The organism is Deinococcus arboris (assembly GCF_009755355.1).
In the GTDB taxonomy this organism is placed as follows: Bacteria; Deinococcota; Deinococci; order Deinococcales; family Deinococcaceae; genus Deinococcus; species Deinococcus betulae.
The window spans coordinates 66552-93547 of sequence record NZ_WQLB01000011.1 but is presented as its reverse complement, the minus strand read 5'-3'; the positions used below and the strand labels follow the sequence as shown (position 1 = coordinate 93547).

The window sequence follows — 26996 nt, the reverse complement described above, 5'->3', positions numbered from 1 at the left end:
AACGCCTCTTCCTCTCCCGTTCTCAGCGGGACGGCACGGCAGACGCCGGGGCAAACAGCGCGTCCTGTTCAGCCCGCAGGCGCCCGGCGAGCTGGTCGGGGGGCAGCACCACGTCGTCGTAGGTGAGCACATGGTCCTGGGGCAGGTCCCACCGCAGCCGGGCGCCAGCCGCCAGGCCCATCGGCAGCAGGCGCTGCGCGGCCGTCACGTCCGCGTTCTCGCACTGGCCATAGGTCATGTAGCCGCCCAGGCCATCAATGGTTTCACCGGCTTTCAGGGCGCGCTTGGCGGTCGTGACCACGTCCACGACGGGCCCACCCAGCGCCTGCAAGACCGCGTCCCCGAACAGCACCACACGCGCCGCCGACAGCGGCACCTCGAAATGGCACAGGTGGTAAGGCGTGTAAAAGCTGTACAGCGGCCCCTCGCCCAGCTTGTAGAGGTTGAGGTAGTGGCGCTGCCTGGGGTCGTCGTGGGCCGCGTACACAAAGACCCCTGGACCGGGCCTCGCGCCCACCACATAATCCACGACCCCGCCGCAGGCCCGCAGCTCATCCACGTCGTACAGGGCCCTGAGGTCATCCACATGGCCCGGAAAATCCAGGCCCCGCATGCCCCGCTGCGAGACGCGCAGCCCCGTGCCGTTGGCCACAATCGCCTGCTCAAAGGAAATCTTGGTGCCATCAGCAAAACTCGTGACCATGTAGGGGTTCTGGCCCCAGCGCTCGGCAAAGGCCTGCTGGGTGGTCGGGGTCCGGTAGGGGTCCTGCAGGCCCTTAATATTGCCGCACAGCAGCGGCGTGAGACCCAGGCTGCGCACGAAGCGGTAGAGATTCATCTGCACGCCCGGCTGATCGCCGTCGGCCGCCGTAAAAATCACGCCCGCGCGCTCGGCCATCACTTTCAGCAGTGGGCCCACAGTCGCGTCCAGTTCCGCGTTCATGGTGACCATGTGCTTGTGGTGCGCGATGGCCTCGACAGTGACCTGAGCACCAAATTCCACGTCGCCGGTCACGTCAATCAGGCAGTCAATGCCTTCCGCGCGGCACAGCAGCCGGGCGTCCTCGGTCACGACTGGTCGCCCGGCGCGAATGGCGTCTTCCAGGGCCGCCTGCCCCGTGACCTCCCGGACCTCTTCCATACCGGCCTCGGCGTAGGCCCGCCGGGCACCGGCCAGCGTGCGGTTAGAAATCGCCACCAGCCGCATCCCCGGCACCGAATTGACAATCTGGTTGGCGACCCCGCGCCCCATAAACCCGGCCCCGATCATGCCCACCCGGACGGGCGTGCCGGCGGCCTCGCGCGCCTGCAACGCGCGGTCCACCAGAATCACGAGAGCACCCCCTCGGCGGCCAGCAGCGGCCACGCGGCGTCTTTCGCAGAAATGGCCGTGACCGCCAGCGGCCAGGCGATACCCAGCCGGGGGTCGTCGTAGCGCAGGCCCTGTTCGGCGCCCGGCGTGTAGAACTCGCCCACCTGATAGGTCACTTCTGCGCCGTCGGTCAGCGCCTGATACCCGTGGGCAAACAGTTCCGGGACGTACAGGGCGCGGCGGTTGTGTTCACTCAGTTCCACGGCGACGTGCTGCAGATAGGTGGGCGAGTCCGGCCGGAGATCCACGATCACGTCCAGCACCGCGCCGCGCGTGCAGCGCACCAGTTTGGTCTCGGCCACAGGCGCCTGCTGATAGTGCAGGCCGCGCAGGGTGCCGGCGAGGTGGTTGACGCTCAGGTTGCACTGGGCGACCTCCACCTTCAGGCCGTGCGCCTCAAATTCGTGTTGACAGAACGTGCGAGCAAACAGGCCGCGCTCATCCTCGCGCACCTCAATATCCACGGTGAAGGCACCCGGCAGCCGTGTCTCGGTGAACTTCATGGTCCCTGCTCCACGAGGGCCTGAACAGCGACGGGCACCGGGACAGGCGCCGGAGGCTCGGCGGGGCTAAAGGGCTCGGTCCAGAAGAAATCCTGGTCAATCTGCCCCGTGGACAGCAGGTATTCCAGCTGCCTCAGCCGGGTATAGCCGCGGGATTCAAATTCGGCCCTGGTCAGGTCAATGCGGGCAAAGAGGGCGGCCAGCTGCGCCGCGCCGCGCTCGGCATTCCACTGACAGGAAAAGCCTGGCAGCTGACGGCTGATTTTCTCGAACGACACGCGGTAACTGCGGTTGTCCCCGCCGCTGTCGCCAAAGCTCAGGTCACAGCCTGGAAAGGCGCTGGCCACAATCTGCGCGATGTCGCGGACCCGGTAGTTCTGGGCCGTGTCGCCCACGTTAAAGACCTCGTTGTGCACCGCCTCCAGAGGCGCCTGAAGGGCACAGACGATGGCGCGGGCAATGTCGTTGGCGTGCACCAGGGGCCGCCAGGGGGTGCCGTCGGAGGTCATGCGGATTTCACGGCTGGTCCACGCCAGACCGGCGAGGTTGTTCAGCACGATGTCAAAGCGCATCCGGGGCGAGGCGCCAAACGCCGTGGCGTTGCGCAGGTAGGTGGGCGAAAAGCGGTCGTCAGCCAGTTCGCGCAGGTCGCGCTCGACCAGCACCTTGCAGTTGGCGTACGCCGTCTGCGGATTGACGGCCGAGCGTTCGGTCACGTCGTCGCCCGTGGCCTCCCCATACACGCTGCACGAGGACATGTAGACAAAGCGCCGCACCCCGGCCGCTTTGGCCAGGCGCGCCAGCCGCAAAGAGCCCACATGGTTGATGTCGTAGGTGATATGGGGCAGTAGCTGTCCCAGCGGGTCGTTGGACAGTTCGGCCATGTGGACCACGGCGTCCACGCCCTCGAAGTCTTGCGGGGTCACCTGCCGGATGTCCTTGAACTGCGTGGGCGCCGTCTGGTCCACCCCGTGGTACAGCCAGCCGCTGCGGTAGTAGCCGGTGTCCACGGCGGTCACGTCCATGCCGGCGCGCATGACGGCGGGCGCCACGATGGCGCCGAGATACCCTTCTGTGCCCGTAATCAGAACCTTCATGCGGGGACTCCTTGGCGGGTCAGCGAGAAGCTGCGGCGGCGGGCGACCCCAGGCACCCGCGCCGCGATGGCCCGGCCGATTTCCAGACTCGACGTGGCGGCCGGCGAAGGGGCGTTACACACATGCAGGGCATTGGGGCCGTCAATCAGCAGAAAATCGTCCACGAGCTTACCGTCGGGCGACAGGGCCTGGGCCCGGATTCCCGCCGCACACGGCACGATGTCGGCGGCCGTCACATCGGGAATGAGCCGCTGCAGGCTACGGACAAAGGTGGCTTTGGACCATGACCGCAGCATTTCCTTGGCGCCCTCGCGCAGATGTTTGCGGGCCAGCGCCCGGAAACCGGGATTGGCCAGCACCTCCCGCAAGTCCTGCAAGTTGAGGTCGAGCTTGCGGTAACCTTCGCGCCCAAACGCCAGCACGGCGTTAGGCCCGGCATGCACAGAGCCGTCAATCATGCGGGTGAAATGCACCCCCAGAAAGGGAAAGTCCGGGTTGGGGACCGGGTAGATCAGGCCGCGCACCAGCGAGCGGCGTTCTGGCCGCAGTTCGTAGTATTCGCCCCGGAACGGCACGATGCTGCTGCGCGGGTCGGCCCCGGCCAGCCGCGCCACCCGGTCGCTGTGCAGGCCCGCACAGTTGACGAGCACGCGCGCCGCAAAGTCGCCCGCCGACGTGCCGATGTCGTAGCCGTCGGCCGAGGCCGTGAGGCGCTCGACCTTCACGCCAAAGCGCACCTCAGCGCCGCTGTCCCGAAGCAGGTCCACCAGCGCTGCACTGACCTGCCGGTAGCTGACGATGCCGGTGGACGACACGCGGATGCCCTTCAGGGCCTGAACGTGCGGCTCGTAGGCCCTGACCTCCTCGGCACTGAGCAGCTGCACCTTCAGACCGTTGTCCAGGCCACGCTGGTACAGCCGCTCCAGCTGCGGCAGCTCCTCGGGCGCGGTGGCCACGATGACCTTGCCGCACTGCTCGTAGGCAATCCCCTGCTCCTCGCAGAACGCGGTCATGGACTGCACACCAGCCGCGCACATCTGCGCCTTGAGGCTCCCCGGCGTGTAATAGATGCCGGAATGAATGACCCCTGAGTTGCGGCCCGTCTGATGCTGCGCGGGGCCCATCTCCTTTTCCAGCAATATGATGGTGGCCCCAGGGTGCTGCCGGCCCAGCGCGCGGGCGGTCGCTAGGCCCACGATGCCGCCGCCCACCACTGCATAGTCGTAGCGCACGCGACTACCAGACCTTCCAGGGTGCCTGCTGCCCCCGCCACATTTCTTCCAGCACATGTTTGTCGCGCAGGGTATCCATCGGCTGCCAGAACCCCCCGTGCCGGTAGGCCCCCAGCTGACCGTCGCGCGCCAGGTGCCGCAGCGGCTCGGCTTCCCAGGTCGTGTCGTCGCCCTCGATGTAATCCAGCACCCCTGGTTCCAGCACAAAAAAGCCGCCGTTAATCCAGGCACCGTCGCCTGTGGGTTTTTCCTGAAAGCTGCGGACGGTAAAGCCTTCTTCCATCGCCACGGCCCCAAAGCGGCCAGGGGGCTGCACCACCGTCATGGTGGCCAGGCGCTGGTGGCGCCGGTGAAACTCGATGGTCGAGGCGATATCCACGTTGCCCACACCGTCGCCGTAGGTCAGGCAAAAGGTGTCGTCTTCCAGATAAGGCCGGGCCCGCTTGAGGCGCCCGCCAGTCATGGTCTCTTCGCCGGTATCAACTAGGGTCACGCACCAGGGTTCGGCGTGAGCGTGGTGAATGCGCGGCGTATTCGTGCGCATATCGAATGTCACGTCAGACATGTGCAGGAAGTAATTGGCGAAATACTCCTTGATCATGTACTGCTTGTAGCCGCAGAGCACCACGAAATCAGTAATGCCATGAGAGGCATAGATTTTCATGATGTGCCACAGAATGGGCCGGCCACCCACCTCGATCATGGGTTTGGGCCGGACGGTGCTCTCTTCACTGATGCGGGTACCTAAGCCTCCAGCAAACACCACTGCTTTCATGGGAGCACCTCTGATGGAATGTGTGGGCCGTCTGCGGTTCCCGGCAACTTCTCCTCTAGCACTCGTCTGGCCAGACCCCCAGTTCTGTGTGAGCCGCATTTGAGTCCTATAAGGTTGAAGCTAATGTAAACGCCTCTTCTGGAAACAAATAGACGGCGTCAGCCAAAAAAGGCTGATCAACAGTCGTCCAGATTGAGCAGCTGTGCTGAGTAGCTGTTGTGCACCTTCACACGAAATAAGCTCTGCAATTTTACTTACAGCCACTCCTCTTACCCGTTAAAGTGCCAGATAAACAGCAAAAAGCCTCAATAGTGAATGATTTTCTTGCCCGAAAGAGAGAAGGCTCCTTGTGTAAAGCGACATGATGCCCTGGCCCTGAGAAGAAAATGGGGGCTTTTTGATGTCTGGCTTACTCTGCTTTAGTCTTTTTTCTCATGTACGGGGGCGCTGTGGGGCGCATAAAGTGTTATGGATTCTTCCGGCCCTGAGAATGAAGTGAGTCGCCTGGAGGCCCTGCACCGCTATCAGGTTCTGGACACACCGCCCGAGGCCGAGTTTGACCACATCACCCGCTTTGCCCAGCTCTTTCTGGACGTGCCTGTGGTTTTCATCAATCTGGTGGACCTGAACCGCATCTGGGCCAAATCCACGCAGGGCACGCCGGTTCAGGAACTTGACCGTGCCCACACCTGCTGCTCTCAGGCCGTGACGGGCAGTGAGGTCTACACCGTGGCCGACCTGGAAGGCCACCCGGACCTCAAGCAGGAAGGGATGATGAGGCACGGCAAAGTACGGTCCTATGCGGGCGCCCCACTGATCACGCGCGATGGCCACCGGATTGGGGCGCTGGCTGTATACGACACCAGGCCGCGCGTCTTCACGGCGGCCGAACAGCAGTTTCTCAGGGAACTGGCCGCCATCGTGATCGACTCGCTGGAGCTGCGCCTGATGGTCCGGCGGTGGCAGGCGGCTCAGCACCGCAGCGCCTACCTGGCCCACCACGACCCCCTGACGGGCCTGCCCAACCGCCTGCGGCTGCTGGACCGCGCCCAGCTGGCTTTTCACCAGTCGCAGCGGTCGGGCGACTCGGTGGGCTTCATGATTCTTGACCTGGACGGCTTCAAGACCGTCAACGATTCGCTGGGCCACAGCGTCGGCGATGAGCTGCTCAAGGAGGCGGGGCGGCGGCTGTGCGCCTGTATCCGCCGTGACGACACGGTGGCCCGGTTTGGGGGCGACGAATTTGTGATTCTTCTGCCCAAGCTGGCCGAACCCTTTGACGCGGCGGGCGTGGCCCAGAAGCTCCTAAGCTGCCTCAAACAGCCGTTTCAGATTGGCGGACGGACCATTGAGCTGTCGGCCAGTGTGGGCATCGCCATCTACCCGGCCAACAGTCTCAATCCAGAGGAGCAGGACCCGGAACTTCAGGCCAGTGACCTCCTGCAGGCCGCCGACACCGCCATGTACGCCGCCAAAGCGGCTGGCAAGGCGCAGTACCAGTTTTACAGCCGGGCCATGACCCTTGGAGCGCAGCGCCGACTTGACCTGCGCGCCCGATTAACCCAGGCCATCCGGGACGGTCAGCTGACGCTGCACTATCAGCCGCAGGTGAACCTCCAGAGTGGTCGTGTGGTGGGGCTTGAAGCCCTGGCCCGCTGGCCCCAGGCGGACGGCAGCTGGATTTCCCCTCTGGAATTCGTGCCTATTGCCGAAGAGAGCCATCTGATTCATGAACTGGGCACCTGGGTGCTGCGCACGGCCTGCGAACAGCTGGTGCAGTGGGAGCAGCTGGGGCTGGCCTCATGGGACCTGACAGTGAATATCTCGGTCAAACAGTGGCAGGACCCGAACTTCCTGACGCATGTGCAGCGGATTCTCCGTGAAACAGGCTTCTCGCCGGGCCGCCTGGTGCTGGATGTCAACGAGTCCATCATGCTGGCGTCGCCGCAGGACGCGCTGGTGCTCTCTCAGGCGTTGTCGGCCCTGGGGATTCGGGTCGCCCTGGACGACTTTGGCACCGGGTATTCCAGCCTGAGCCAGATGCAGGACCTCTGTATTCAGCAGCTCAAACTGGACCGCTCCTTTGTGCGGCGCCTGGGTGAAACGGCGAGGTCACAGGCTGTGGGCGAGGCCATCGTCACGCTGGGGCGGCGGCTGGGCATCACGGTGGTGGGCGAAGGCATCGAAACCGTTAAGCAGCGCGAGCAGCTGACCCAGCTGGCGTGCCCACTGGGCCAGGGCTACATTTTTGGCCATCCCGTCCCACCGAACGTTTTCCTGCTGAAATACGCCGATTGAGGACAACCAGAATGATCCTGGGCAGAAAGCACCGCGACGCTCTTGAGGCGGTGAAGAAGCCCAGACCAGCGATTAACGGCTGGGCAGCACGGCGAGCTCTGGCTTCCCTGGTGTTCAGGGGTATCACTCAGCTCGATGTTCACCTGAGCTTCTCCAAGAGGGGTACAGGTCCGGCCCGCAAAAGAGAGGCCTGCAGTCGGCTGTTGATTGAGCCAGTTGCACCAGCGGCAATTGCAGCCTCCCGTAAAGTCAGCAGAGAAACTGGAACAGCACCAAACTTTCAGTGATCTTCCCTTCTCGTGATGGCGGCAAAGTGCCACCCATCCCTCGAAAGCCGCCGTCAGTGGCTAGAACCGTGAGCTGAAGCGAAGCGGCATAGGCCTGCACCGGCACCACTCGGTCAAGAGCCACTGACAATGCTGGATGCTGCCTTCAAGATTCTTCTGTTCTGGCCAACAAAAATGACAGCAGGCCGCCTGAAGTTCAGACGGCCTACCCGGTATAACTGGCTTCTACTTCACTTGCGCTCTGGCTTTACCGGCCACCGCGCCGTTTGGGGCGTTGGGGGCCGACGCGGCCTGCACCCGTGCCGGGCGTGCTGTCCTGTGAGCGGGGCGAAGAAGCGCGCCCACCACTGGCCTGCTGAGGCCGGGCCGACCCCGACCTGGAAGCATGAGGAGTGGCCTGACCCGCGCTGCCTCTGGGCTGCCCCTGCCCCGCCGAACTGTTCTGGCGGCTGCCCTGAGGCGCGCCGCGTCCAGCAGATGCGCCTCCCTGACCCCGGCCCTGGCCCCGTTTTTCCTGAATGGCCTTGTCAATCCGCCCTTCGTCGGGAGTCAGCGGGGGATGGAGGGCGTCAGGCAGACGGCGGCGAATGCTCTGCCACAGGGCGCGTTGCTCGGGGATCAGCAGCACGAGGTTGGTCCCGGACCGTCCCGCGCGCGCCGTGCGGCCAGAGCGGTGAACGTGGTCTTCAGCAGTGGCGGCAATATCGAGGTGAATCACCAGACGCACCTCAGGCAGGTCAATGCCGCGGCCAGCGATATCGGTAGCCACGAGCACGCGCGACTCGCCTTCACGCAGCTGGGTCATGGTGCGCTCGCGCTTCTTCTGGTCCATGTTGCCTTCCAGCGGGCTGACGAGTTCGCCGTCCAGCAGGGCGCTCAGGCGCTCGGCGCGGCGCTTGACGAGAAACTTGGTGCGGCAGAAGACCACCACGCAGCCGCCCGGCTCGCGCAGCGCCTCCTGAATCTGGCCGGCGGCCAGGGGCAGCAAGTCAGTGGCCTCGGTGTTGACCAGCACGTGCGTCGCGCCGGTGGCGCCGCCCAGCACGTCCTGCTGCGGGGCCGCCGTTTCGCCGGCCGGAGCAATGTCAATGCGCGCGGGCCGGGTCATGAACCGCTCGGCCACCGCGCGAATCTCGGCCGGGAAGGTGGCCGAGGCCATCGCCAGCTGCAAGTCGCCCTGGCTCTGGCGCTGCGCCGCGCCCAGAATATCCCCCACGTCCCGCAGGAACCCCAGGGACAGCAGTTCGTCGGCCTCGTCCAGCACCACATACTTCAGGCCAGCCAGGCTCAGCTCGCCGCGCGTAATCAGGTCTTTCAGGCGGCCCGGCGTGCCCGCGATCAGGCCCTTGCCGCTGGCTTCACGGCGCGTCTGGGTGGGGGTGATGCCGCCGGTAATCCGGCCAGCTGTCATGCCTAGTTCGCGGGCCACATCCCGAATCTGCACCGCCAGTTCTCGGGTGGGCGTGACGACCAGCACTTCGGGGCGCAGGCCTCGGGTCTCTCGCAGGCCCCACCCCCGAGCCGCCGCCGGAATCAGAAAGGCCAGTGTCTTGCCGCTGCCGGTGCGCGCCGTGGTAATCACGTCGCGGCCCTCCAGCAGCGCCGGAATGGCCTGCGCCTGCACGGGCGTGGGGGTGCGGTCACCCAGCAGCGCGCGCCAGTCGCGTGAGAGGGGCGTCTTGGGGTCAGAAGAAGAGGCAACCGGCGAACGCCGGGGTTTATTTTGAGTTTGAGTCATGAACCGTCCTGGGCGCCTGGTCGTCTCCTTACGGAGCATGACCGGGCCAGCAAAAGCGGCGCGGCCACAATCGGCGGCCCTCTATCATGCCACATCGGCGTGCCTCTGAACTGGCCCTTAAGGCAGCTTCTGTCCGCGCCCCGCGAACGGCGCCGGCCGGACCTGACAATGCGTCCCAAATCGGAGTCGCAAACAGAGTCCGGCTTAAGCCTGCGGATCGTACTCTCGCTCCGTCGTTTGCCGGAGCCAGCGTTCGGTCTGCGCCGCAGACGCCGGCCGCGCGATCAGGAAGCCCTGAATCAGGTCACAGCCCGCCTGTTTCAGCACCTCTAGCTGCTCCGGTGTTTCCACACCTTCGGCCGTCACTTGCAGCCCCGATTCGCGGGCGTAGGTCACGAAAGAGCGGATGAGGGGCAGGGTTGAACGCCGCCGGTCCTGACTGGGAATCAGCGCGGCCACCAGGGAGCGGTCAATTTTCAGGATGCCCACAGGCAGCTCGAACAGCCGCACGATGCTGGAATACCCTGTGCCAAAGTCGTCCACTGCCAACTGCAACCCCGCCGACATCAGGGCCGCGTAATCCCCCAGGCTCTCGGTATCCAGCGTGGCTGTTTCCGTGACTTCAAGTTCAAGGGCACTGGCGGGCAGATGATGGACCGCCAGCGCCTGAGCAACAGAACTGGCAAAGTCAGTCTGCGTAAATTGCCGCGACGAAACGTTGATGCTGACGCGCAGTTCAGGCCAGAGGCGGCGCCAGACACTGAGCTGCCGGCAGGCTTCCTGAAGCACCCAGGCCCCCAGCGAAAAGATAAGGTCATTTTCCTCAGCCAGCGGAATGAACTGGTCGGGAGGCAGCAGCCCCATCACAGGATGATTCCAGCGGATCAGGGCCTCCACCGCCACGGGCTGCTGCGCCCCGCTGGTCACGACCGGCTGGTAGTACAGCTCCAGTTCGCCGTTGGGCAAGGCTTGGCGCAGGTCCTGTTCCAGATTCAGGCGCCGGATGGCCGCTTCGCTCAGGGCAGACTGAAAGCGCTGAACATTGCCCCGCTCTTTCTTGGCCAGGTACATCGCCAGGTCGGCGTTTTTCTGCAAGGTGGTGACATCTGTGCCGTCCTGTGGGGCCAGCGCCAGGCCGATCGACGCGGTAAGAATCAGTTGGCGCCCGGCGAGATACAGCGGCAGGCTGAGGGTGTCGAGGATGCGGGTCGCCACGAGTTCGGCTTCGTCGTAGGTGTGCAGGGACAGTAAGACAGTAAATTCGTCGCCCCCCTGCCGCGCCACCAGGTCCTCTTCCCGGATACAGCTCACCAGCCGCTGCGCCACCTGCACCAGCAGAGCGTCGCCCACCGGATGGCCCAGCGTGTCATTCACCTGCTTGAAGTGGTCCAGGTCTATAAACAGCACGCCCACAGGCTTTTGACTGCTCAGGGCGTCATGCAGCGCCGCTTCAAAGGCTGTGCGGTTGAGAAGCCCGGTCAGTGGGTCATGCTGCGCCTGGTACGCCAGCCGGGCCTGCGCCTGTTGAAGCGCGGCGTTGGCCTGTGCCAATTCGTCGGCGCGCAGCTGTTCCTGAGCGGCCTGGTATTCAAAGCGCTCGACCTTCAGCTGGGCACTCAATACCTGCGTTTTGTGACGCTGAATATCGGCATTCAGCTCGCCAATCTCCTGTTCGTACTCGCGGGCGTAGCCCAAGGCCGTTTCAAAGGCCCCCTGGGCTTCCAGCACCTTGGACAGCTCACTGAGCGCCGCGACCCGCCGCTTTTTCAGAGCCTGAGCTGCCTCCAATGCCTGACGCACACTGTGTTCCGCTTCGGGCAGTTGCCCCAGCCGCGTCAGAATCTGCCCGCGTGTGGTCAGGGCCTCAGACAGATTCTCCCGTTCCCCCAGTTCCTCCGACAGCTCAATGCTGTCCTGGGCGTAGGAGAGCGCGGCGTCCAGGTCCCCCAGCTGAAAGCAGTTGGCCGCCATATTGGTCAGGATCAGGCACTCGTGATGGCGAAATCCGGCCTGCCGAGCCTGCGCCAACGACGTGTGGTTCAGCTCCAGCGCTTCTTCAAAGCGGCCAAGATCATGGTAATCAATGGCCATATTGATAGAAATCACCGAGACCAACGCCGGCACCTGTGCGCGGCTGGCCAGCAGCAGAGCCTCCGAATGGTATTTGAGAGCCTGATCGTGTTCTCTCAGGTCCATGTAGAGGTTGCCGATGTTGTTGAGGCTGCGCGCCTGGCCAACACTGTCTTCGGACGTCTGAACTATTTGCAGCGCCCGGAAGTGATACTCGGCGGCCTGACCGTAGTGGCCCATCCGGGCGTGAGTAACAGCCAGCCCATTCAGACTGCGCGCGGCAAGTGCAGGCAGATGCAGCCGGGTGGCCTGGTCAATGCTGTCTTCAAACGTCGTGATGGCCTGCCCAAATTCTCCACGCAGCATCCAGGCGTAGCCCATCAGCATCTGGGCGCGGGCAGCCCCCGCCGGATAGGGCGCCAACTGCGCGCGGCGTGACGCTTCGAGGGCCTGTGCCATCGCCTGCTCAATAGACGAAGACAGCGCGTTTTCCGCTTCGTTATTCAGGGCGTCCACTTGATCCTGAAGGGCTGGTAGATTGTCGTGAGAGTCGCCGAGCATAGGGGATATTGGGTTCACCAGAACGCTTAATGTCGAAGAGACGGAGACCAAGGATAGGCCCGAGCCTCTGACAGAGTTCTCTCAAAACAGAATGATGAGACGTGGTTCGACGGTCGGCAAGGCTTGGCAACCGCCTCGGGTGGAGGTTGGGTGCTAGATAAGCCCTACCCACTTCTCAAGGGTTTGAGGAGATGCTGAATGGTTTCGAGTCTTCCTTGCTGCGCCGTACATCGTTGAGAGCCTTGACAGCTGTGGTCGGACGCGCAGGTACAACGGCGAAGCTGTGCCTCTCTCCTGGCTTAGCTGATTTAGGCGTAGGCCACCAGGAAGGGTTGAGGTGCCCTGCCTATGCACTCATACATCAATCCAGTTGACAGTCTTAAGTGAGTGACTGTACACTCACTACATGCCTCAGACATCATCCCTCTCCACCGCTGAGGCCCGGCGTGAAGTGGTCATTCAAAGCGCCATCACCGTCTTCGCGCGTTCGGGATACCTGGGCACCCCCGTCAGTGCCGTCGCCCAGGGCGCCAAGATTTCTACCGCCTACGTTTTCAAACTCTTTCCCCGAAAAGAAGACGTGTTCGTCGCCGCGCTCTCCCGCTGCTTCCAGCTGATTCAGGACGCCCTCGAACACGGTGCTCAGGAGGCGACCGCACAAACACCCGACGCCATTCTGGACGCGATGGGCCAGGCCTACGCGCATCTGATTACGGACCGTTCGCTCCTGATGCTGCAGGTTCATGCCCAGTCCGCAGCGGGCGTTCCCGAGATTGCCGCGGCGCTCCGTGCGGGTCTGGAACAGATTGTCAGCTTTGTGCAGACCCGTTCTGGGGCCTCGGCCGAGGCCGTGCAGCGGTTCATGGCTTACGGCCAGCTCTGTCACCTCATCGTGGTGGCTGAACTTGATGGAAACGCCGCGCCGTGGGCCCAGCTGCTGACCAAAGGCATTCGACATTTCTAGGGAAAACCCTTTTTTCAGCTCTTTTGGTGAGTGACTAATCACTCATAAGATAGGGAGGTTCGTATGTTCCAAATTCAGGCGACCGATGTGATCTTGCCCGGTTTAGTGGCCCCTTCTGGCTTTCAACTGCACCAGCGCCCTGTGGCTCGGCCAGGGACTGGGCAGGCGCTGGTGCGCGTGGAAGCCAGCGGCATTTCCTTTGCCGAACAGCAGATGCGGCGGGGCCGCTACCCTGGGCAGCCCAAATTTCCTTTCGTGCCTGGCTATGACCTGGTGGGAACGGTGCTTGAGGTCGGGCCCGCCGTTGACCCGGCGTTGGTCGGCCTGCGGGTGGCCGCCGCCACCAAAACCGGCGGCTGGACCACGCACGCCCTGATCACGGCAGCGGACCTGGTGCCTGTGCCGGCCACTGTTGATGCCGTAGACGCCGAAACTGTCATTGTTAACGGCCTGACCGCCTGGCAGATGCTGCACCGGAGCGCCCGCGTCCAGGCAGGCCAAACGATTCTGGTGCACGGCGCGAACGGCGGGGTGGGCAGCATTCTGGTGCAGCTTGCCCGCCACGCTGGCCTCCGGGTCATTGGCACGGCGTCGCCCCGGCACCACAGCGCGCTCCGCGAACTGGGTGTCGAACCGCTGGACTACCAGGCCACAGACCTGGCCGCGCAGGTGCGCGTGCTGGCGCCCGGCGGAGTGGACGCGGCCTTTGATCATCTGGGCCTGGCCAGCGCCCGCCGTTCCTTTAGCCTGCTGGCCAGGGGCGGCACGCTGGTCGCGTACGGCATGGCCGCCGAAGTGAATTCGGACCGCTCAGTGCTGCAGCTGTTCATCAAGATGCTCGGCCAGATCGCTGCCTGGACGCTGCTGCCCAACGGTCGCCGCGCCACCTTCTACGATTTCTGGGGCGGCAAACGGCTTGCCCCAGCGACTTTCCGCGCCCACCAGCAAGCGGATTTGCGGCAGGTGCTGGCGCGGCTGGCCCAGGGCGTCCTCATCCCTCAGGTGGCCGCCCGCTTTCCCCTCAGTGCCATTGGGCAGGCTATGGAATTGGCCGAGTCCCGCACCGTCATGGGCAAGGTGGTGCTGACACCGTAACCGCCCCTGGACTCATCATCAGCCCCTTATTCCCTTCCAAGGAGACTCCCCATGTCCACCCAACACGACGTACCGACTTCTGCTGCCCCCGCACCAACCAGAGTTACCCTGCCTACAGCCACGGACCGGCCTGTTCCCCTGATCGTTCAGCAGTGGGCCGAAGCCTGGAATACCGCCGACGCCAGAGGCCTGGCCGCCCTAATGACCGAGCAAGGGGTGTATCAGGACTTCGCCTTCCAGGCCAGAAACGTAGGCCGGGACGGGGTGGCACACTGGCTCGACCTGACAGTCCGGAGCATCCCCGACACCCACGTCACGGTCCTCGATGCTTTTCAGGTGGGCGACCGCGCTGCGGCGCAGTGGATCTTCAGCGGCACACCCACGGGCTTCGGTGACCTGGGCGGCCGGTCGTTCTCCGTACTGGCCACCTCTCTGTTTCACCTGCGGGATGGCAAGATTCAGGAGGTGACGGATATGTACAACCGGGCCGACCTCTTTCACCAACTTGGCCTGCCGTCCGACCACTGGGTGGCCCCTCAGCCTTGAATGAGTGGCCTCTCCAGAACAGCTGACCGCCACCATAAGCTCTGAGGAGAACCCAACATGCGCCCGACTCACCTGACCTTTTCCTCCTCGCCTCCATTTCTGAGAGGACCAGCAGCATGACGCCTCTGAGCCCCAGGGAGCTGGCCCTAGCCCGCAGAGCTTTGGGACAGCAGCGGGCCGCACACCGCCAGCACGGGGACGCTGCGGCTCGGCAAGCCTTTGGCCTGGGCGCCTTTGAGGTCGGACACGCGGCCGCCCTCTACGCGCGCAACGCCCCGTGGCTGGGGGCCAACACCATCGTGAATCTGGGGACGCTGGAACCAGCGACACCTGAAGTGCTGGCGCAATTACTGACCTTTTTTCGGGACGCCGCCCTGCCCTTCGTGGTCATCGTCACGCCCTTCGCCGAGCCGGCGGACCTGCCTGAGCAACTCCTAGGCGCTGGCCTGTCGCCTTGGTCTTCCCACTGGGTCCTGGCCCGTCCTCTGCCTGGGCTGGACATACCTTCGAGCCAGCCCGCTGTAGCTGTCCAGCCACTGACCGCTGAGCAGGGCGAGGCCGTTGGACGCCTGATGCTGGGCGACGACGCGCCAGCTGAGGTGTTGGCGTTCATGAGCCGCCCTGCAGGGCCGCACAGCACGCGTTACGGCGTCTGGGCGGGCACTCAGCTGATCGCCACCGCCGAGCTGACAGTGGCGGGCCAGCTCGCTTACCTGTCAGGCGCGATCACGCACCCTGACCACCGCCAGCAGGGGCTACAGGCCGCCCTCTTGTGGCGCCGCCTGGCCGACGCGTCGGCCCTGGGCTGCACCGTCGCCACCACAGAAGTGGACCTCTCGAACGAAGCGAGTCTGCGAAATGTCGAGCGCGCAGGATTCGTGCGGGTCTACCAGGAGCAGGAATTCTTCTGGCGCCCTCCACGAGATGAACAGCAAGCGGACGCGACCAGCTGAACCAGCGGCGACACAGCTACAAGATCAGTCCCAGCGGCCTTGCCCGGCCAGCAGCGTGTTGCCGACGGCCCGGCGCAGGCCCTGAATGTCATAGCCACTATGCCGGGTCGGGTGCACGCGGTTGGTCAGCAGCACCCAGGCCAGGCCAGCGCTGGGGTCAACCCACAGCCCGGTGCCAGTAAAGCCGGTATGGCCCACCGCCTGCGGGCTGCACAGGCTGCCGCCGCTCCAGCCAGGACAGGACTGCACAAAAGCCAGGGTGCGTTCGGGGACAGCAGGCCGCAGGGCCAGCGCCTGAGCAGGGGCCGAGAGCCAGCCCCCGCATAGCAGCGCCTCCACCTGGGTCAGCACACCGTCCAGCGTGCCGAACAGCCCCGCGTGCCCGGCCACGCCGCCCAGGGCCGCCGCGTTCTCATCGTGAGTCTCGCCGCGCAGCAGCCGTTCTCGCCACAGGCAGTGTTCGGTGGCCACGGTCTGCGACGGGTCGGGGGCAAAGGTCAGGCCACTGTCCAGCGCAAAATCGCGCAGGGCTCGGCCCCGGACGCGCTCCAGCACGCGGCCCAGCAGGCCGTACCCCAGGTCAGAGTAGACCACCGGGCCGGCCTCGCCGACAGGCCACGGCTCCTGCACAAAGCGGGCGCGGATGGTCGCCGCGTCGCCCCAGGTGTACAGCTTGGCCCAGGCCCCCAGGCCGGACGTGTGGCACAGCAGCTGCCGCAGAGTGCGGCTCCGCAGCGGCGTGTCCTGCATCCAGGCCAGATCCGGCAGATGGGCGCCCAGTGGGTCATCCAGGTCCAGCAGGCCTTCTTCCAGGGCGCGCAGCACCTCGCGGGCGGTGAACAGAGGCTTGGTCAGGCTGGCGAGGTCCCACCAGAAGCTGGCGGCCAGGGCCACGGGCTCTGGTGCTCGCTGGGCCAGACCCAGCATCAGCGTCTCACGCTCGCCCGCCGCATTGACCACCCCCATTGCGGCGCCTGAAGGCCCACCGGGAGCGCTCACGGCCTGCTCCAGCAGGCGGCGAGTGGTGGCCGGAATCACTGTTCTCCCAGGGCCAGGCGCGCGTGACCATCCGCCTGGTCCAGCAGGCGCCCGGCCTCGGCGACAGGCACACCCAGCCGCAGACTGACCAGGGCGAGCTTGACCTGACCGCCCGCCGCACTCAGGGCGGCGCGGGCGCTGGCCTCGTCGGCGCCGGCGCCGTGCATAACCAGCCGCAGGGCGCGGGCTTCCAGTTTGGCATTGCTGGCGCGCAGGTCCACCATCAGGTTGCCGTAGACCTTGCCCAGCCGCACCATCAGGGCGCTGGACAGGGTATTCAGGGCAATTTTCTGGGCGGTGCCGGCCTTCAGGCGCGTCGAGCCGCTGATCAGTTCGGGGCCGGTGTCCAGCAGCACCGGGCAGTCGGCGGCCGCCAGCAGCGGGGTGCCGGGGTTGTTGGCCAGCCCAATGGTGAGGGTGCTGGCGCCGCGCGCCGCCCGCAGCGCTCCCAGCACCCAGGGGGTCGTGCCGCTGGCCGCCACCGCAATCAACACGTCGTCAGGGCCGGGACACAGGGCCAGCAGGTCACGTTCGCCCGCCGCCTCATCATCTTCAGCGCCCTCGGTCGCGTGCCGAATGGCGCGCTCGCCGCCCGCAATCACGGCCACAGCGCGTGTCTCTGGCCAGGAAAAGGTCGGCGGCAACTCCGAGGCGTCCAGCACGCCCAGGCGGCCGCTGGTGCCCGCACCGGCGTACAGCAGGCGCCCGCCACGTTCCAGACCTAGCAGTGCCGCCTCGGCGGCGCGGGCCAGCTGCGGCGCGGCGGCCCGCGCCGCCTGCACCGCGCCCAGCTGGTCGTCGGCCAGGGCCTGCACCAGCGCCGGCAGCTCCAGCTGGTCCAGATTGGTGTGCCCTGGATGCACCGCCTCTGTTGGCCGGAAGTCAGGGGGCCGAAGCTGGGGGGTGGGGCGGCTGGACTCGGGGGGGGTCAGCGCGTCGCTCATGAGGGCGCTCCGGGGGTCAGGGGGGCGGGGGTCCATTTGCCAGCACTGACGGCCTGGGCGGCGCCTGTCGTGTGCGGCAGCGTGTTGGGCCAGCCCTGCGCGCGGGCATAACCGAGAAAGGCAAACGCGGCGGCCTCGCGCGTGGCGTCTGTGAAGCCGTGATCGGTCCAGCCCAGGTCGGCAAAGGTGCGCAGCGGCACAGGCAGTTCGGCGCGCAGGGCCGCCACCAGGGCGGGGTTGCGCGCGCCGCCGCCCGCCACGACCACCTCGTCCAGCCCGCGCGGCAGCACCCAGCGCCGGTAAGCGTCCCCCACCGTACGGGCGGTCAGGGCCACGGCGGTGGCCGCCAGGTCGGGCAGGCTCAAAGAAGCTGGCCGGGGCAGCTGCGAGAGGGTCCAGACCTCGCGTCCAGTGGCTTTGGGAGGTGGAGTGGCCAGTTCCGGGTGGGCCAGCCAGGCGCTCAGGGTGGCCTCGTGAACCGTCCCAGCTCCCGCCAGCGCGCCGCCCTCGTCCTGTGTCTGGCCGGCCAGGGCTGCCACGTCATCCAGCAGGCAATTGGCCGGGCCAGTGTCAAAGGCCAGGACCCCTGCAGGATCGGTACCGGGCAGAAAGGTCAGGTTGCTGACGCCACCCAGATTGTGCAGAGCACGGTTTATACCCGCCTCGGCCAGCAGCGCCCAGTCGGCAAACGGCACCAGAGGGGCGCCCACCCCCCCCGCCGCCAGGTCAGCGGGGCGAAAGTCAGCCACCACCGGTTTGCCCGTGCGGGCGGCAATCACGGCGGCCTCGCCCAGTTGCAGGGTGGCGGGCCGGGTCCAGCCCCGCGCCGCCTCCGGGCGGGGGTGATGCTGCACCGTCTGACCGTGGCTGGCCACCAGGTCGGCGTCCTCAGCCAGCGGCGCCGCCGCCTGGGCAAAAGCCTCGCCCAGCGCCCAGTGCAGCTGTGTCAGCTCGGCGGGGGTGCCCTCGTTCTGCCCGGCCCGCAGCACCGCCGCGCGCAAATCGGGGGTGTACGGGGTGAAGGTGTGGGCCAGCACCCGCCCGCGTGGGGCCGCTCCCGTCAGGTCAGGGAGGCCGCCTCCCCCTTCGCCCAGGGCAGGCCAGTCGGGCAATTCCAGCAGAGCGGCGTCAATGCCGTCGGCACTCGTGCCGCTCATCAGGCCCAGCACGCGCGGCGCCCGCCCAGACAGAAGCCGCCCAGTCAGCGCCGGCACGGTCAGGCCCCGCCCTGAAGTTCCATCACGAAGTCGTAGCGGTCCCCCCGGTAGTGGGCGCGGGCGTATTCAATCGGCTGGCCGCCCGAGAGCCACGACACCCGGTCTGTGGTCAGCAGCGCCGCGCCCATCGGCACGCCCAGCAGTGGGGCCAGTGTCAGGTCGGCGTTCACGGCGCGCAGGTGGCGAATGGCCCGTGCGGGGCTCAGGCCGCGCCCAGAGAGCAGCGCGTACAGACTGGCGTCCTGCACGTCTTCTGGGGCCAGGTCGCCCACCAGCGCGGCGGGCAGCGTGGAGTCCTCCACCGCCAGGGCCTCACCGTCAGCGGTGCGCAGGCGGCGCAGGCGGTAGACCAGTTCACCGGGCGACAGGGCCAGGCTCATGGCTTCCTGGGCGCCGGGCCGGACCCGCTCGAAACTCAGCACCTGAGCGCCGGGCAGCTGCCCGCGCGATCGCACGTCCTCAGAAAACGACGACAGTAGCCCCAGCGTGCGGCTGGGCAAGTCGCCGGGGCGCGGCGGCGGCGTGACGAAGGTGCCGCTGCCATGCCGGCGGGTCAGCAAGCCCTGCTGCGAGAGCAGCGCCAGGGCCTGCCGCACGGTCACCCGCGAGACGCCCAGCCCGGCGGCCAGCTCGCGTTCGGCCGGCAGGGCGCTGCCCGCGCGCAGTTGCCCACTTTCGATGCGCTGCGTCAGCCCCTGCGCCACCTGCACGTACACCGGCGTGGCGCTGGCCGCGTCCAGGGGCATGGCCCAGAGGTGAGGAGAGGCGAGCATCAGGGACAACCGTACCACTTCCAGTCCACTTTGGCCAGAGGTTGCAAGTGGTCCTGGGGTGGTATTAGGCTGGTGTGTCTCAAGCTGTTTGCCGCTTCATCCCCGCCGCCCCCGGAGGTTTCCCATGTTTGTCCCTCGCACGCTGGCCCTGGTTTCTCTCGCTCTGCTCGGCGCAGCCTTGGCCGCTCCCAAGAAGGTCAGTGGCTACGGCGCGCTGGGCGTCGTGAACGGCAAGGCGGGCGGCAGTTACACCCTGCCGCTGGGGGACAGCCCCCAGAGCCTCTTTTACTACGGCGTCATTGACAACAACCTGGGCCTGATTTCCCAGCAACTGTTCGACGGCCTGGTGGAATTTAACCTGGCGACTTACAAAATCGAGCCGGCCCTGGCGGAAAGCTGGACGATCAGCCCGGACGGCAAGGTCTACACTTTTAAGCTGCGCAGCGGCGTGAAATGGAGCGACGGCCAGGCCTTCAACGCCGACGACGTGGTGTTTACCTACAAGAACATGATCATGAACCCCGAAGCCCGCGCGGGCGACCCTGGCAACTTCAAACTGGGAGGCCAGAACGTCACCATCAGCAAGGTGGACGCCATGACGGTGCGCTTTACCCTGCCGCAGCCCGCGCCTGCTTTCTTGCTGCAGCAGCGCTACTTCATCATGCCGCAGCACAAGCTGGCGAAATACGGTCAGGAGAACGATGCCAAGCCCGCCGACATCAACGGGGCGTGGCCCACCAACGTGGCCGAAAGCGAAGTGGTGGGCACAGGCCCTTTCAAGCTGGCAACCTACACCGCCGGCCAGAAGGTCACCCTGACCCGCAACCCGAACTACTGGAAGGTGGACGCCGCCGGGACCAAGCTGCCTTACCTCAGCAGCCTGGATTTCCTGATTATCCGCGACCCACAGGCGCAGGTGGCGCAGTTTCTGGCCGGCAATCTGGACCAGCTGAACATCAGCGGGGCGCAGTTTCCTGACCTGAAGCAGAAGGAAGTAGTGGGCGCGCCGTTCAAGGTCATGCGCTCCACGGCGCTGTTTGGCAGCCCGCCCTTCGTGGCCTACAACTTTGACGCCAAGAACGCGGCGCTGGCCAGGGTCCTGAGCGACGTACAGTTCCGCCGCGCCATGCAGGGGGCCGTGAACCGGGAGCGCATCATTGACGCCGTGTACAACGGCCTGGCCAGCCTGCCTGGGCACGGCGTGGCCCCCGCCAACAAGGCGTTTTACACGAACACCACCCGCCAGCTGGGCGACTTTGACCTGGCGGCCGTGGGTTCGGCCCTGGACGCGATGGGCCTGAGCAAAAAGAATGCGGCGGGTGTCCGCCTGCTGCCAAACGGGCAGCCGCTGGAACTGGACCTGACCTACGGCACCGACAGCGCCGTGTATCCCCCAATCGCCACCATCTTGCAAAGCGACTTTGCCAAAGTAGGCGTCAAGGTGAACCTGAAAGGCATTCTCTCCAGCCGCCTGCTCGCCACCGGCCAGAGCGGCGACTGGGAAATGATTCTGCACGCCTTTGGCGACCAGCCCGACCCCGAACTGCGCCGCCCCATCTGGCAACCCGGCGGCAGCCTGTACTACTGGCACCGCGCGCCGCAGCCGGCCAAGGACGGCGATCCCGCCAACACGGCCAAAATGGCTGCCTGGGAAAAGGAAATCTACGAGATCTTCAACAAGGCCGCCGTGGAACCCAGCGCCAGCGCCCGCAAGGCCCTGTACACGCGCTGGCAGCTCCTGTTTGCCCAGAATCTGCCGGTCACCCCGATTGCCAAGCCCGAGAACATCGGGGCCGTCAGCAACAAATACGGCAACTACATGTACAACCTCGGGGTCATTCCAGGCTACAACCCCGTGCCCCTGATTTACCAGAAGTAAGGAGGGGATGGTGCGTGGGAAGTAGAGGAAGGTGCTCTGCTTCCCACCTGTTTTCCCCGCCACTGAAAGGAGCCCCGCTTTGACCTCTGTGCTTTTCCCACTCCCCACTCCCTCCTCCCCACTTCCCCCGCTATGCTGACCTACGCTCTGCGCCGCCTGCTCGGCATGGTTCCCACGCTACTGCTCATCAGCGCCGTGTGTTTTGTGGTGATTCAGTTGCAGCCGGGCAGCTTTCTGGATCAGTTCAAGGAAGACCCGCGCGTCACCCCCGAATCCTTGCAGGCCATGACCCGGCAGCTGGGCCTGGATCAGCCGCTGTGGGCGCAGTACCTGAACTGGGTGCGCGGCATCGTCACCGAGGGCGATTTCGGGTACTCGTTTGCCAACGGCCGGCCAGTGGGCAGCCTCATCTGGGAGCGGCTGGGCTGGACGGTGTTTCTGGCGGTCCTGACGCTGGTGGTGTCATGGGTGGTCGCGGTGCCGCTGGGCATCTACACGGCCATTCACCGCCACCGCCGGCGCTCCACACTGCTGAATTTCCTAGGGTACATCAGCCTGGCCACACCGGATTTTCTGGTGGCGCTGCTGCTGATTGCCCTGGTCCTGAGGACGGGCGGGACCAACGTGGGCGGCCTCTTCAGCCCGGATTACATTGATGCGCCCTGGAGCGGCGCGCGGGTGCTGGACCTGCTGTCGCACCTGTGGATTCCAATGATTGCCATTGGGCTGGAGGGTGTGGCGGGCCTGATGCGCCAGATGCGGGCCTCGCTGCTGGACGTGCTGCACCAGGATTATGTCCGCACGGCACAGGCCAAGGGGCTGGCCGGCCGGCGGGTGCTATGGGGCCACGCGGTGCGCAACGCGGTCAACCCACTGATTAGCCTGGCGGGCCTGAGCCTGCCCAGCCTGATTTCGGGCACCATCATCGCCAGCATCGTGCTGAACCTGCCCACCATCGGCCCCTTTCTGTACGACAGCCTGCTGAACAAGGACCAGTTCGTGGCCATGACCCTGCTGATGTTCAGCGCGCTGCTGCTGCTGCTGGGGAACCTGCTCTCCGACCTGGCGCTGGCCTGGGCCGACCCCCGCGTGAGGTTCGAGTGATGAGGGTTGCGATGACCGTCGAATTCCAAATGGAATTTCATTCGACTGGAAGGCCGCGAAGCACTGCACAGCAGAGAGGAAAAGAGGGTAGATTTCGGGTATTGGAGGACCCTCCGGTTCTTTCCCGGATAGCGTGGAAATGGAGGGCATCCGTATGACCGCCCTGCCCTCCCCCACGGCGTCGCCGGCCCCGGCACGCCGTCAAACCCCACTGGCGCTGGCCCTGCGCCGCTTTCGCCGCAGCCGCGCCGGTGTCCTGAGCGCCTGGGTACTGGGCGCGCTGTATCTGGTGGCGCTGCTGGCGGGGTTTCTGGCGCCGTATTCCATCACGGCGCAGCACGAGGAGGCGCCCTATCAGCGGCCCCAGGCGGTGCATCTCGTGCACGAAGGCCAGCTGACACGCCCCTTCGTCTACGGCTTCAGGAAAACCCGCGACCCCGTGACCTTTGCCAGCACCTTCAGCGAGGACCGCACCCGGCCTCTACCCATTCTGTTCTTCGTGCGCGGCGACGACCCGGCCGAGTTCGGGTATTCATTCCTGGGCGTCTTTCGCAGCCAGTGGCACCTGTTCGGCGTCAAGGACGGCACCTACTTTCCGCTGGGCAGCGACAAGTTTGGCCGCGACCTGTTCTCACGGATGCTGGTGGGGTCACAGGTGTCGCTGACGGTGGGCCTCATCGGCATTCTGATCTCGTTTGCTATCGGCATCGTCCTGGGCGGCGTCAGCGGCTATTACGGCGGCTGGGTGGACGGCCTGATTCAGCGGCTGGTGGAGGTGCTGCTGTCGTTTCCCCGCTTACCGATTCTGCTGGCGCTGTCCACCATCATTCCGGCCCGGTGGCCCTCCACCTGGGTCTACCTGGGCATCGTGGCGGTACTGGCCCTGATTGGCTGGGCGGGACTGGCGCGCGTGGTGCGCGGGCAGGTGCTCGGGGCGCGCGGGGTGGACTATGTGCAGGCGGCCCGCGCACTGGGCTCCAGCGACCTGCGCGTGATTCTGCGCCACATCATGCCCAACCTGTCCTCTTTCCTGATTGTCACGGCCACGCTGGCCCTGCCCGGCTACATCCTGGGCGAAAGTGCCCTGAGCTTTCTGGGCCTGGGCATCAAGGAACCCATGACCAGCTGGGGCCTGCTGCTCAAGGACGCCCAGAACTTCGAGACCCTCAGCCTGTACCCGTGGCTGCTGCTGCCAGGCGTGCTGATTGTGGTGTCGGTGCTGGCGTTCAACTTCTTGGGCGACGCCCTGCGCGACGCCGCTGATACCCAGAGCCGCTAGCCGCTGATCATCAGAAGAGGCGCGCGCTGAACATTCAATTCAGCGCGCGCCTCTCTTTTACCTTTAGCTCAGATCGGGAACGTCGTCCCACTCCAGGGTCAGGGTCGCAAAGGGAGTCACGCGCAGTCCCTTCACCGCCTCCCGCAGTTCCTCCAGGGTGCGCTGTACGGCGCCCTTGTCACTGCTCAGGGGCGCGTCATCCTGGGGCTTGCGGAACAGGCGGCCCAGGCCAGACACCGGCTTAGCGGCGGGCGCGCGGCTGGCGCTGTCAATAGCGGCTGCCAGGGCCAGCGCGGCGCTGGACACCCGTGACTGCTCCTCGCCGTTCACCAGCTCGAACACCTGATTGTCGCGGGTCAGCAGGTCCACCGGGGTGGGGTCCGCACCCAGGGCGGCCGAGCAGCGCGCCTGAAGGTGCTGCTGGTGACGCAGTTCGGCTTTCAGGCCCAGCGTGGCGCCGGGGCGCATCAGGCGGTCGCCTTGCAGCGCCAGCGGGTTGGTCGGGTCATCTTTGAGAATCAGGATACGCACACGCTGCGACGACCCCTGATGGGCGAACAGGACGGCCAGCGACTGGCCCAGACGGTACAGCTGCTCGTCGTTGTGGAGCAGCACCGGGCAGATATCGGCCAGGCCCGACGCACCGTAATGAGCGGAGGACGCTTGAGCCGGCACCACCTGTGTCATGCCCCCCAGCTTACCCCCTCTTTCGCACAGCTTTCTTTCAAGCCCCTGGCTGACGCCTGTCTATGGCGCGGTGTGGGTAGTGTGCTCACGCACTGCCCCTGGCCGCTGCGGCAACAGGGTCGCCAGCGGCTGGGGCCGGGCGATGTAGTAGCCCTGAACGTAGTCGCACGAGAGGCTGCCCAGCCAGTCGAGCATGGCCTGGTCTTCGACCCCCTCGGCCACCACCTGAAGCCCCAGGTCGCGCGCCAGACCCACCGTGCTGCGCAGCAGCGCTTGCCGCCCCGCGTTCTCGGCGGTGGCCCTCAGGAAAGAGCGGTCCAGTTTGACGGTATCCAGAGGAAGTTCGCTGAGCAGCGACAGGCTGGAATGCCCACTGCCAAAATCGTCCAGCGCCACCCGAATGCCCGCGCTGCGCAGGCGGGCGAGGTGAACACAGGCTAGGTCGAGGTTCTGCATGACCGTGGACTCGGTGACCTCTACAGTCAGGATGTCGGGGGGGGCCTTCAAGTCGTCCAGCGTACTGAGGACGTGGGCAGCAAAATCCGGCATCAGGAGCTGCACCGGACTGACATTCACATTGACACGCACCTGGGGCCACTGGGCACGGACCGCCTGCACCTCCTGCACAGCGGCGCGCAGCGCCCAGTCGCCCAGCGCGTAAATCTGGCCACTGCGTTCGGCCAGCGGAATAAACGTGGCGGGCGACACCGGCCCCAGCGTGGGGTGCGTCCAGCGCAGCAGCGCCTCCATGGCACTCCAGCGCCCCGTGGCGACTTCGGCCACAGGTTGGTACACCACCGACAGCTCGCCGCGCGCCGCTGCACCGGCCAGCTGCATTTCCAGCTGGTGGGCTTCCTGGCTGCGCCGCAGCAGTTCATCGGTGAACAGGCCCAGTGGCTCGTGCACGTCCAGCGCGTGCTGAAGGGCAATGTTCGCGTGACGCAGCAGGGCCGGCGCGGGCAGGGCGTCCGGGGCCTCGGCATAGCCTGCCGTGAAGTTGACCGAGACCTCGCCGTCCTGTACAGGAAACGGCTGGGCCAGGCGGGCCAGCAGGGCCGCCGGCTTGAAGTCGCTTGGCCCGCGCGAGACCAGCGCCAGGGTGGTGGTGGACAGCCGCGCCACCAGGTACTGCGGCCCGGCCGCCCGCATCCGGTCGGCCAGGGCGGCCAGCAGTGTGTCCACAAAGCTGTCGCCGTACAGGCCGCTGAGTTCTTGCAGCCGCATGACCTCGACCAGCAGGATGCAGCGGGCGTGGGGCACCTCGCCCAGCTCTTCCAGCAGCCCGGCTGGGGTTAGGGCGCCCGTCAGGTCGTCGTGGTGGGCGCGGGCCCGCAGCTGCGCCTCACGGGTCTGCAGGTGGTCCAGCAGCTCGTTGATGGTCCCGGCCAGGAGCCCCAACTCGGTGCGGTCATGGCTGGCCAGGCGGTGCGTGGGGTCGCCTGCAATTCGTTGGGTGTCGCGCCCATAGCCTTCCAGCACGCCCAGCACCCGCCGGTTCAGAAACAGCAGGAGGCCAGCCGCCAGCAGCAGCGCCGTGAGAATCGTCACCAGGCGCAAGTACGCGATGGTGGCCTGTCCCGCCTGCGACACGGCGCGGGACACCGCCACCTGCAAGGCCAGCTGGGCTGGGCCCTTGGGGGCTGGCAGGGCGCTGAGGGCCACCCCCTCGGCCGCCTCCAGCCGCAACTGAGGAGAGGCCGGCGGCTGGGCAGTCAGCCGCACCCGAAAGGCCGTTTCGCCGTACATCAGGCCGCTCAGGACGGCGGGCGTCAGTTCGCGGGCCAGCAGCATCGCGCCGCCGTTGCCGCTTCCATCGTCCCGTGTGATGGGCCGGGCGGCGACCACGTAGGCCCGGCCCCCCAGCTGCGCCACCCCCTCGGCGCCCTCGGCGGGCAGCGGCCGGGGCAACTGCCCAAACAGCGCCGTGACCAGCGCGGTGGCCGGCACCACCCGCTCCCTTTCAAATGTCGCGGCCGAGCGCAAACGGCCCGCCGCGTCCTGAATGCCCCAGTAATCCACCCGGCCACCCTTGAAAGTCCCCGGCACCAGATTGGCGGCGAGGTACTCTGGATTCCGCCCAGCGGCGAAGTCAAAGGTTTCGCTCCAGAGGCTGAAATTCAGCACAAACAGCCCCACCCGGCGCCCCTCAGCCTGCAAGTTGGCGCTGGCAATCTGGGTGGCCTGCCGCAATTGCTCCTGCTCAATGGCTGCAAAGCGGGCGCTGACGACATTGGGCACCAGAACCAGTGAAGCCAGGGCAGCGGGCACGAACAGCAGCGCCAGCAGCCCCAGCACCTGAACCCGGAGTGACCGGGCAGCCGAGCGGCCAGGTGACCTCATAGCCGGGAGGCGCCAGCGGCGCGCGCCTCGCCCTTCACGGGCCTGAAACGCAGAGCGTTTGAAAAGCCAGAACCCACGGCGGTCGCCCTGGGCGGGAAGCAACGGAACAAGAAAGCCACCATCCTGTTCAGCGGCGCCGGAAGGCGCGGGAAAGACGGATAGAGCTGGGCAGCTGAATCAGACCAGGACCGGCGTCAGCATTGGAAGACAACGCGAAAGAAGAGGCTGGCGAACAGGGACGGGA

21 protein-coding genes are annotated in these 26996 nt (G+C 66.0%); 8 read left to right on the top strand and 13 right to left on the bottom strand.

Going from position 1 to position 26996, the window contains the following annotated elements; translation table 11 throughout:
* Positions 1 to 22 precede the first annotated feature (22 nt).
* The 5 genes from GO986_RS10195 to rfbF are packed head-to-tail and all read right to left on the bottom strand — an operon-like array spanning position 23 to position 4979.
* Positions 23 to 1333, bottom strand: a complete 1311-nt coding sequence (locus GO986_RS10195) for an NAD(P)H-dependent oxidoreductase (protein ID WP_369409289.1) — start codon at positions 1331 to 1333, stop codon at positions 23 to 25.
* A complete protein-coding gene (rfbC, locus tag GO986_RS10190) occupies positions 1330 to 1875 on the bottom strand; it encodes a dTDP-4-dehydrorhamnose 3,5-epimerase (RefSeq protein WP_157459184.1) in 546 nt (181 codons plus the stop codon). The genes GO986_RS10195 and rfbC overlap by 4 nt, the downstream gene beginning before the upstream one ends.
* Positions 1872 to 2972: an NAD-dependent epimerase/dehydratase family protein gene (locus GO986_RS10185; RefSeq protein ID WP_157459183.1), complete on the bottom strand. Its 1101-nt coding sequence runs from the start codon at positions 2970 to 2972 to the stop codon at positions 1872 to 1874. Before GO986_RS10185 ends, rfbC begins: the two co-directional genes overlap by 4 nt.
* Complete coding sequence (lhgD, locus tag GO986_RS10180; protein WP_369409288.1) at positions 2969 to 4204, bottom strand: L-2-hydroxyglutarate dehydrogenase; 1236 nt, start codon at positions 4202 to 4204, stop codon at positions 2969 to 2971. The genes GO986_RS10185 and lhgD overlap by 4 nt, the downstream gene beginning before the upstream one ends.
* A 4-nt stretch (positions 4205 to 4208) precedes the next feature.
* Entirely contained in the window at positions 4209 to 4979 is a 771-nt protein-coding gene (rfbF, locus tag GO986_RS10175; RefSeq protein WP_157459181.1) for a glucose-1-phosphate cytidylyltransferase, read from the bottom strand.
* Positions 4980 to 5474: 495 nt separating this feature from the next.
* Here rfbF and GO986_RS10170 point away from each other — a divergent pair, with 495 nt between their 5' ends.
* A complete protein-coding gene (locus GO986_RS10170) occupies positions 5475 to 7277 on the top strand; it encodes a putative bifunctional diguanylate cyclase/phosphodiesterase (protein WP_369409287.1) in 1803 nt (600 codons plus the stop codon).
* A 534-nt stretch (positions 7278 to 7811) separates the two neighbouring features.
* Here the strand turns inward: GO986_RS10170 and GO986_RS10165 are convergent.
* Together GO986_RS10165 and GO986_RS10160 are read right to left on the bottom strand one after the other, a co-directional pair.
* Positions 7812 to 9302: a DEAD/DEAH box helicase gene (locus GO986_RS10165; protein ID WP_157459179.1), complete on the bottom strand. Its 1491-nt coding sequence runs from the start codon at positions 9300 to 9302 to the stop codon at positions 7812 to 7814.
* A 204-nt stretch (positions 9303 to 9506) separates the two neighbouring features.
* Positions 9507 to 11933 (bottom strand): EAL domain-containing protein, encoded by a 2427-nt coding sequence (locus GO986_RS10160; RefSeq protein ID WP_157459178.1) that lies wholly within the window; start codon positions 11931 to 11933, stop codon positions 9507 to 9509.
* A gap of 406 nt (positions 11934 to 12339) precedes the next feature.
* Here GO986_RS10160 and GO986_RS10155 point away from each other — a divergent pair, with 406 nt between their 5' ends.
* The 4 genes from GO986_RS10155 (at position 12340) to GO986_RS10140 (ending at position 15491) form a co-directional block, all read left to right on the top strand.
* Positions 12340 to 12897, top strand: coding sequence for a TetR/AcrR family transcriptional regulator (locus GO986_RS10155; RefSeq protein ID WP_157459177.1), 558 nt, complete (start codon positions 12340 to 12342; stop codon positions 12895 to 12897).
* A gap of 63 nt (positions 12898 to 12960) precedes the next feature.
* The gene (locus GO986_RS10150; RefSeq protein ID WP_157459176.1) at positions 12961 to 13992 is read left to right on the top strand and encodes a medium chain dehydrogenase/reductase family protein; all 1032 of its coding nucleotides are present in this window, start codon (positions 12961 to 12963) and stop codon (positions 13990 to 13992) included.
* 51 nt (positions 13993 to 14043) lie between these two features.
* Positions 14044 to 14538 (top strand): ester cyclase, encoded by a 495-nt coding sequence (locus GO986_RS10145; RefSeq protein WP_157459175.1) that lies wholly within the window; start codon positions 14044 to 14046, stop codon positions 14536 to 14538.
* 116 nt (positions 14539 to 14654) lie between these two features.
* Positions 14655 to 15491 (top strand): GNAT family N-acetyltransferase, encoded by an 837-nt coding sequence (locus GO986_RS10140; RefSeq protein ID WP_157459174.1) that lies wholly within the window; start codon positions 14655 to 14657, stop codon positions 15489 to 15491.
* A 24-nt stretch (positions 15492 to 15515) separates the two neighbouring features.
* Here the strand turns inward: GO986_RS10140 and GO986_RS10135 are convergent, their stop codons facing one another.
* The 4 genes from GO986_RS10135 to GO986_RS10120 are packed head-to-tail and all read right to left on the bottom strand — an operon-like array spanning position 15516 to position 19463.
* Positions 15516 to 16529: a serine hydrolase domain-containing protein gene (locus tag GO986_RS10135; RefSeq protein WP_369409286.1), complete on the bottom strand. Its 1014-nt coding sequence runs from the start codon at positions 16527 to 16529 to the stop codon at positions 15516 to 15518.
* Positions 16526 to 17473, bottom strand: a complete 948-nt coding sequence (locus GO986_RS10130; protein ID WP_157459173.1) for an N-acetylmuramic acid 6-phosphate etherase — start codon at positions 17471 to 17473, stop codon at positions 16526 to 16528. Before GO986_RS10130 ends, GO986_RS10135 begins: the two co-directional genes overlap by 4 nt.
* The gene (locus GO986_RS10125) at positions 17470 to 18687 is read right to left on the bottom strand and encodes an anhydro-N-acetylmuramic acid kinase (protein WP_369409285.1); all 1218 of its coding nucleotides are present in this window, start codon (positions 18685 to 18687) and stop codon (positions 17470 to 17472) included. Before GO986_RS10125 ends, GO986_RS10130 begins: the two co-directional genes overlap by 4 nt.
* Positions 18688 to 18689: 2 nt before the next feature.
* Complete coding sequence (locus GO986_RS10120; RefSeq protein WP_232337718.1) at positions 18690 to 19463, bottom strand: GntR family transcriptional regulator; 774 nt, start codon at positions 19461 to 19463, stop codon at positions 18690 to 18692.
* A 124-nt stretch (positions 19464 to 19587) separates the two neighbouring features.
* Here GO986_RS10120 and GO986_RS10115 point away from each other — a divergent pair, with 124 nt between their 5' ends.
* The 3 genes from GO986_RS10115 to GO986_RS10105 all read left to right on the top strand — a co-directional run bounded on the left by GO986_RS10115 (position 19588) and on the right by GO986_RS10105 (position 23725).
* On the top strand, positions 19588 to 21342 hold the full coding sequence (locus GO986_RS10115; protein WP_157459172.1) for an ABC transporter substrate-binding protein: 1755 nt from the start codon (positions 19588 to 19590) through the stop codon (positions 21340 to 21342).
* 132 nt (positions 21343 to 21474) lie between these two features.
* Positions 21475 to 22446: an ABC transporter permease gene (locus tag GO986_RS10110; RefSeq protein WP_157459171.1), complete on the top strand. Its 972-nt coding sequence runs from the start codon at positions 21475 to 21477 to the stop codon at positions 22444 to 22446.
* A gap of 154 nt (positions 22447 to 22600) precedes the next feature.
* Positions 22601 to 23725 carry an ABC transporter permease gene (locus GO986_RS10105; protein ID WP_157459170.1) on the top strand — a complete coding sequence of 375 codons (1125 nt, stop codon included), beginning with the start codon at positions 22601 to 22603 and terminating at the stop codon, positions 23723 to 23725.
* 63 nt (positions 23726 to 23788) lie between these two features.
* On the opposite strand, the gene GO986_RS10100 is transcribed toward GO986_RS10105, so the two are convergent.
* Complete coding sequence (locus GO986_RS10100) at positions 23789 to 24412, bottom strand: hypothetical protein (protein WP_157459169.1); 624 nt, start codon at positions 24410 to 24412, stop codon at positions 23789 to 23791.
* A 60-nt stretch (positions 24413 to 24472) separates the two neighbouring features.
* Positions 24473 to 26752: a putative bifunctional diguanylate cyclase/phosphodiesterase gene (locus GO986_RS10095; RefSeq protein WP_157459168.1), complete on the bottom strand. Its 2280-nt coding sequence runs from the start codon at positions 26750 to 26752 to the stop codon at positions 24473 to 24475.
* Positions 26753 to 26996: the final 244 nt, after the last annotated feature.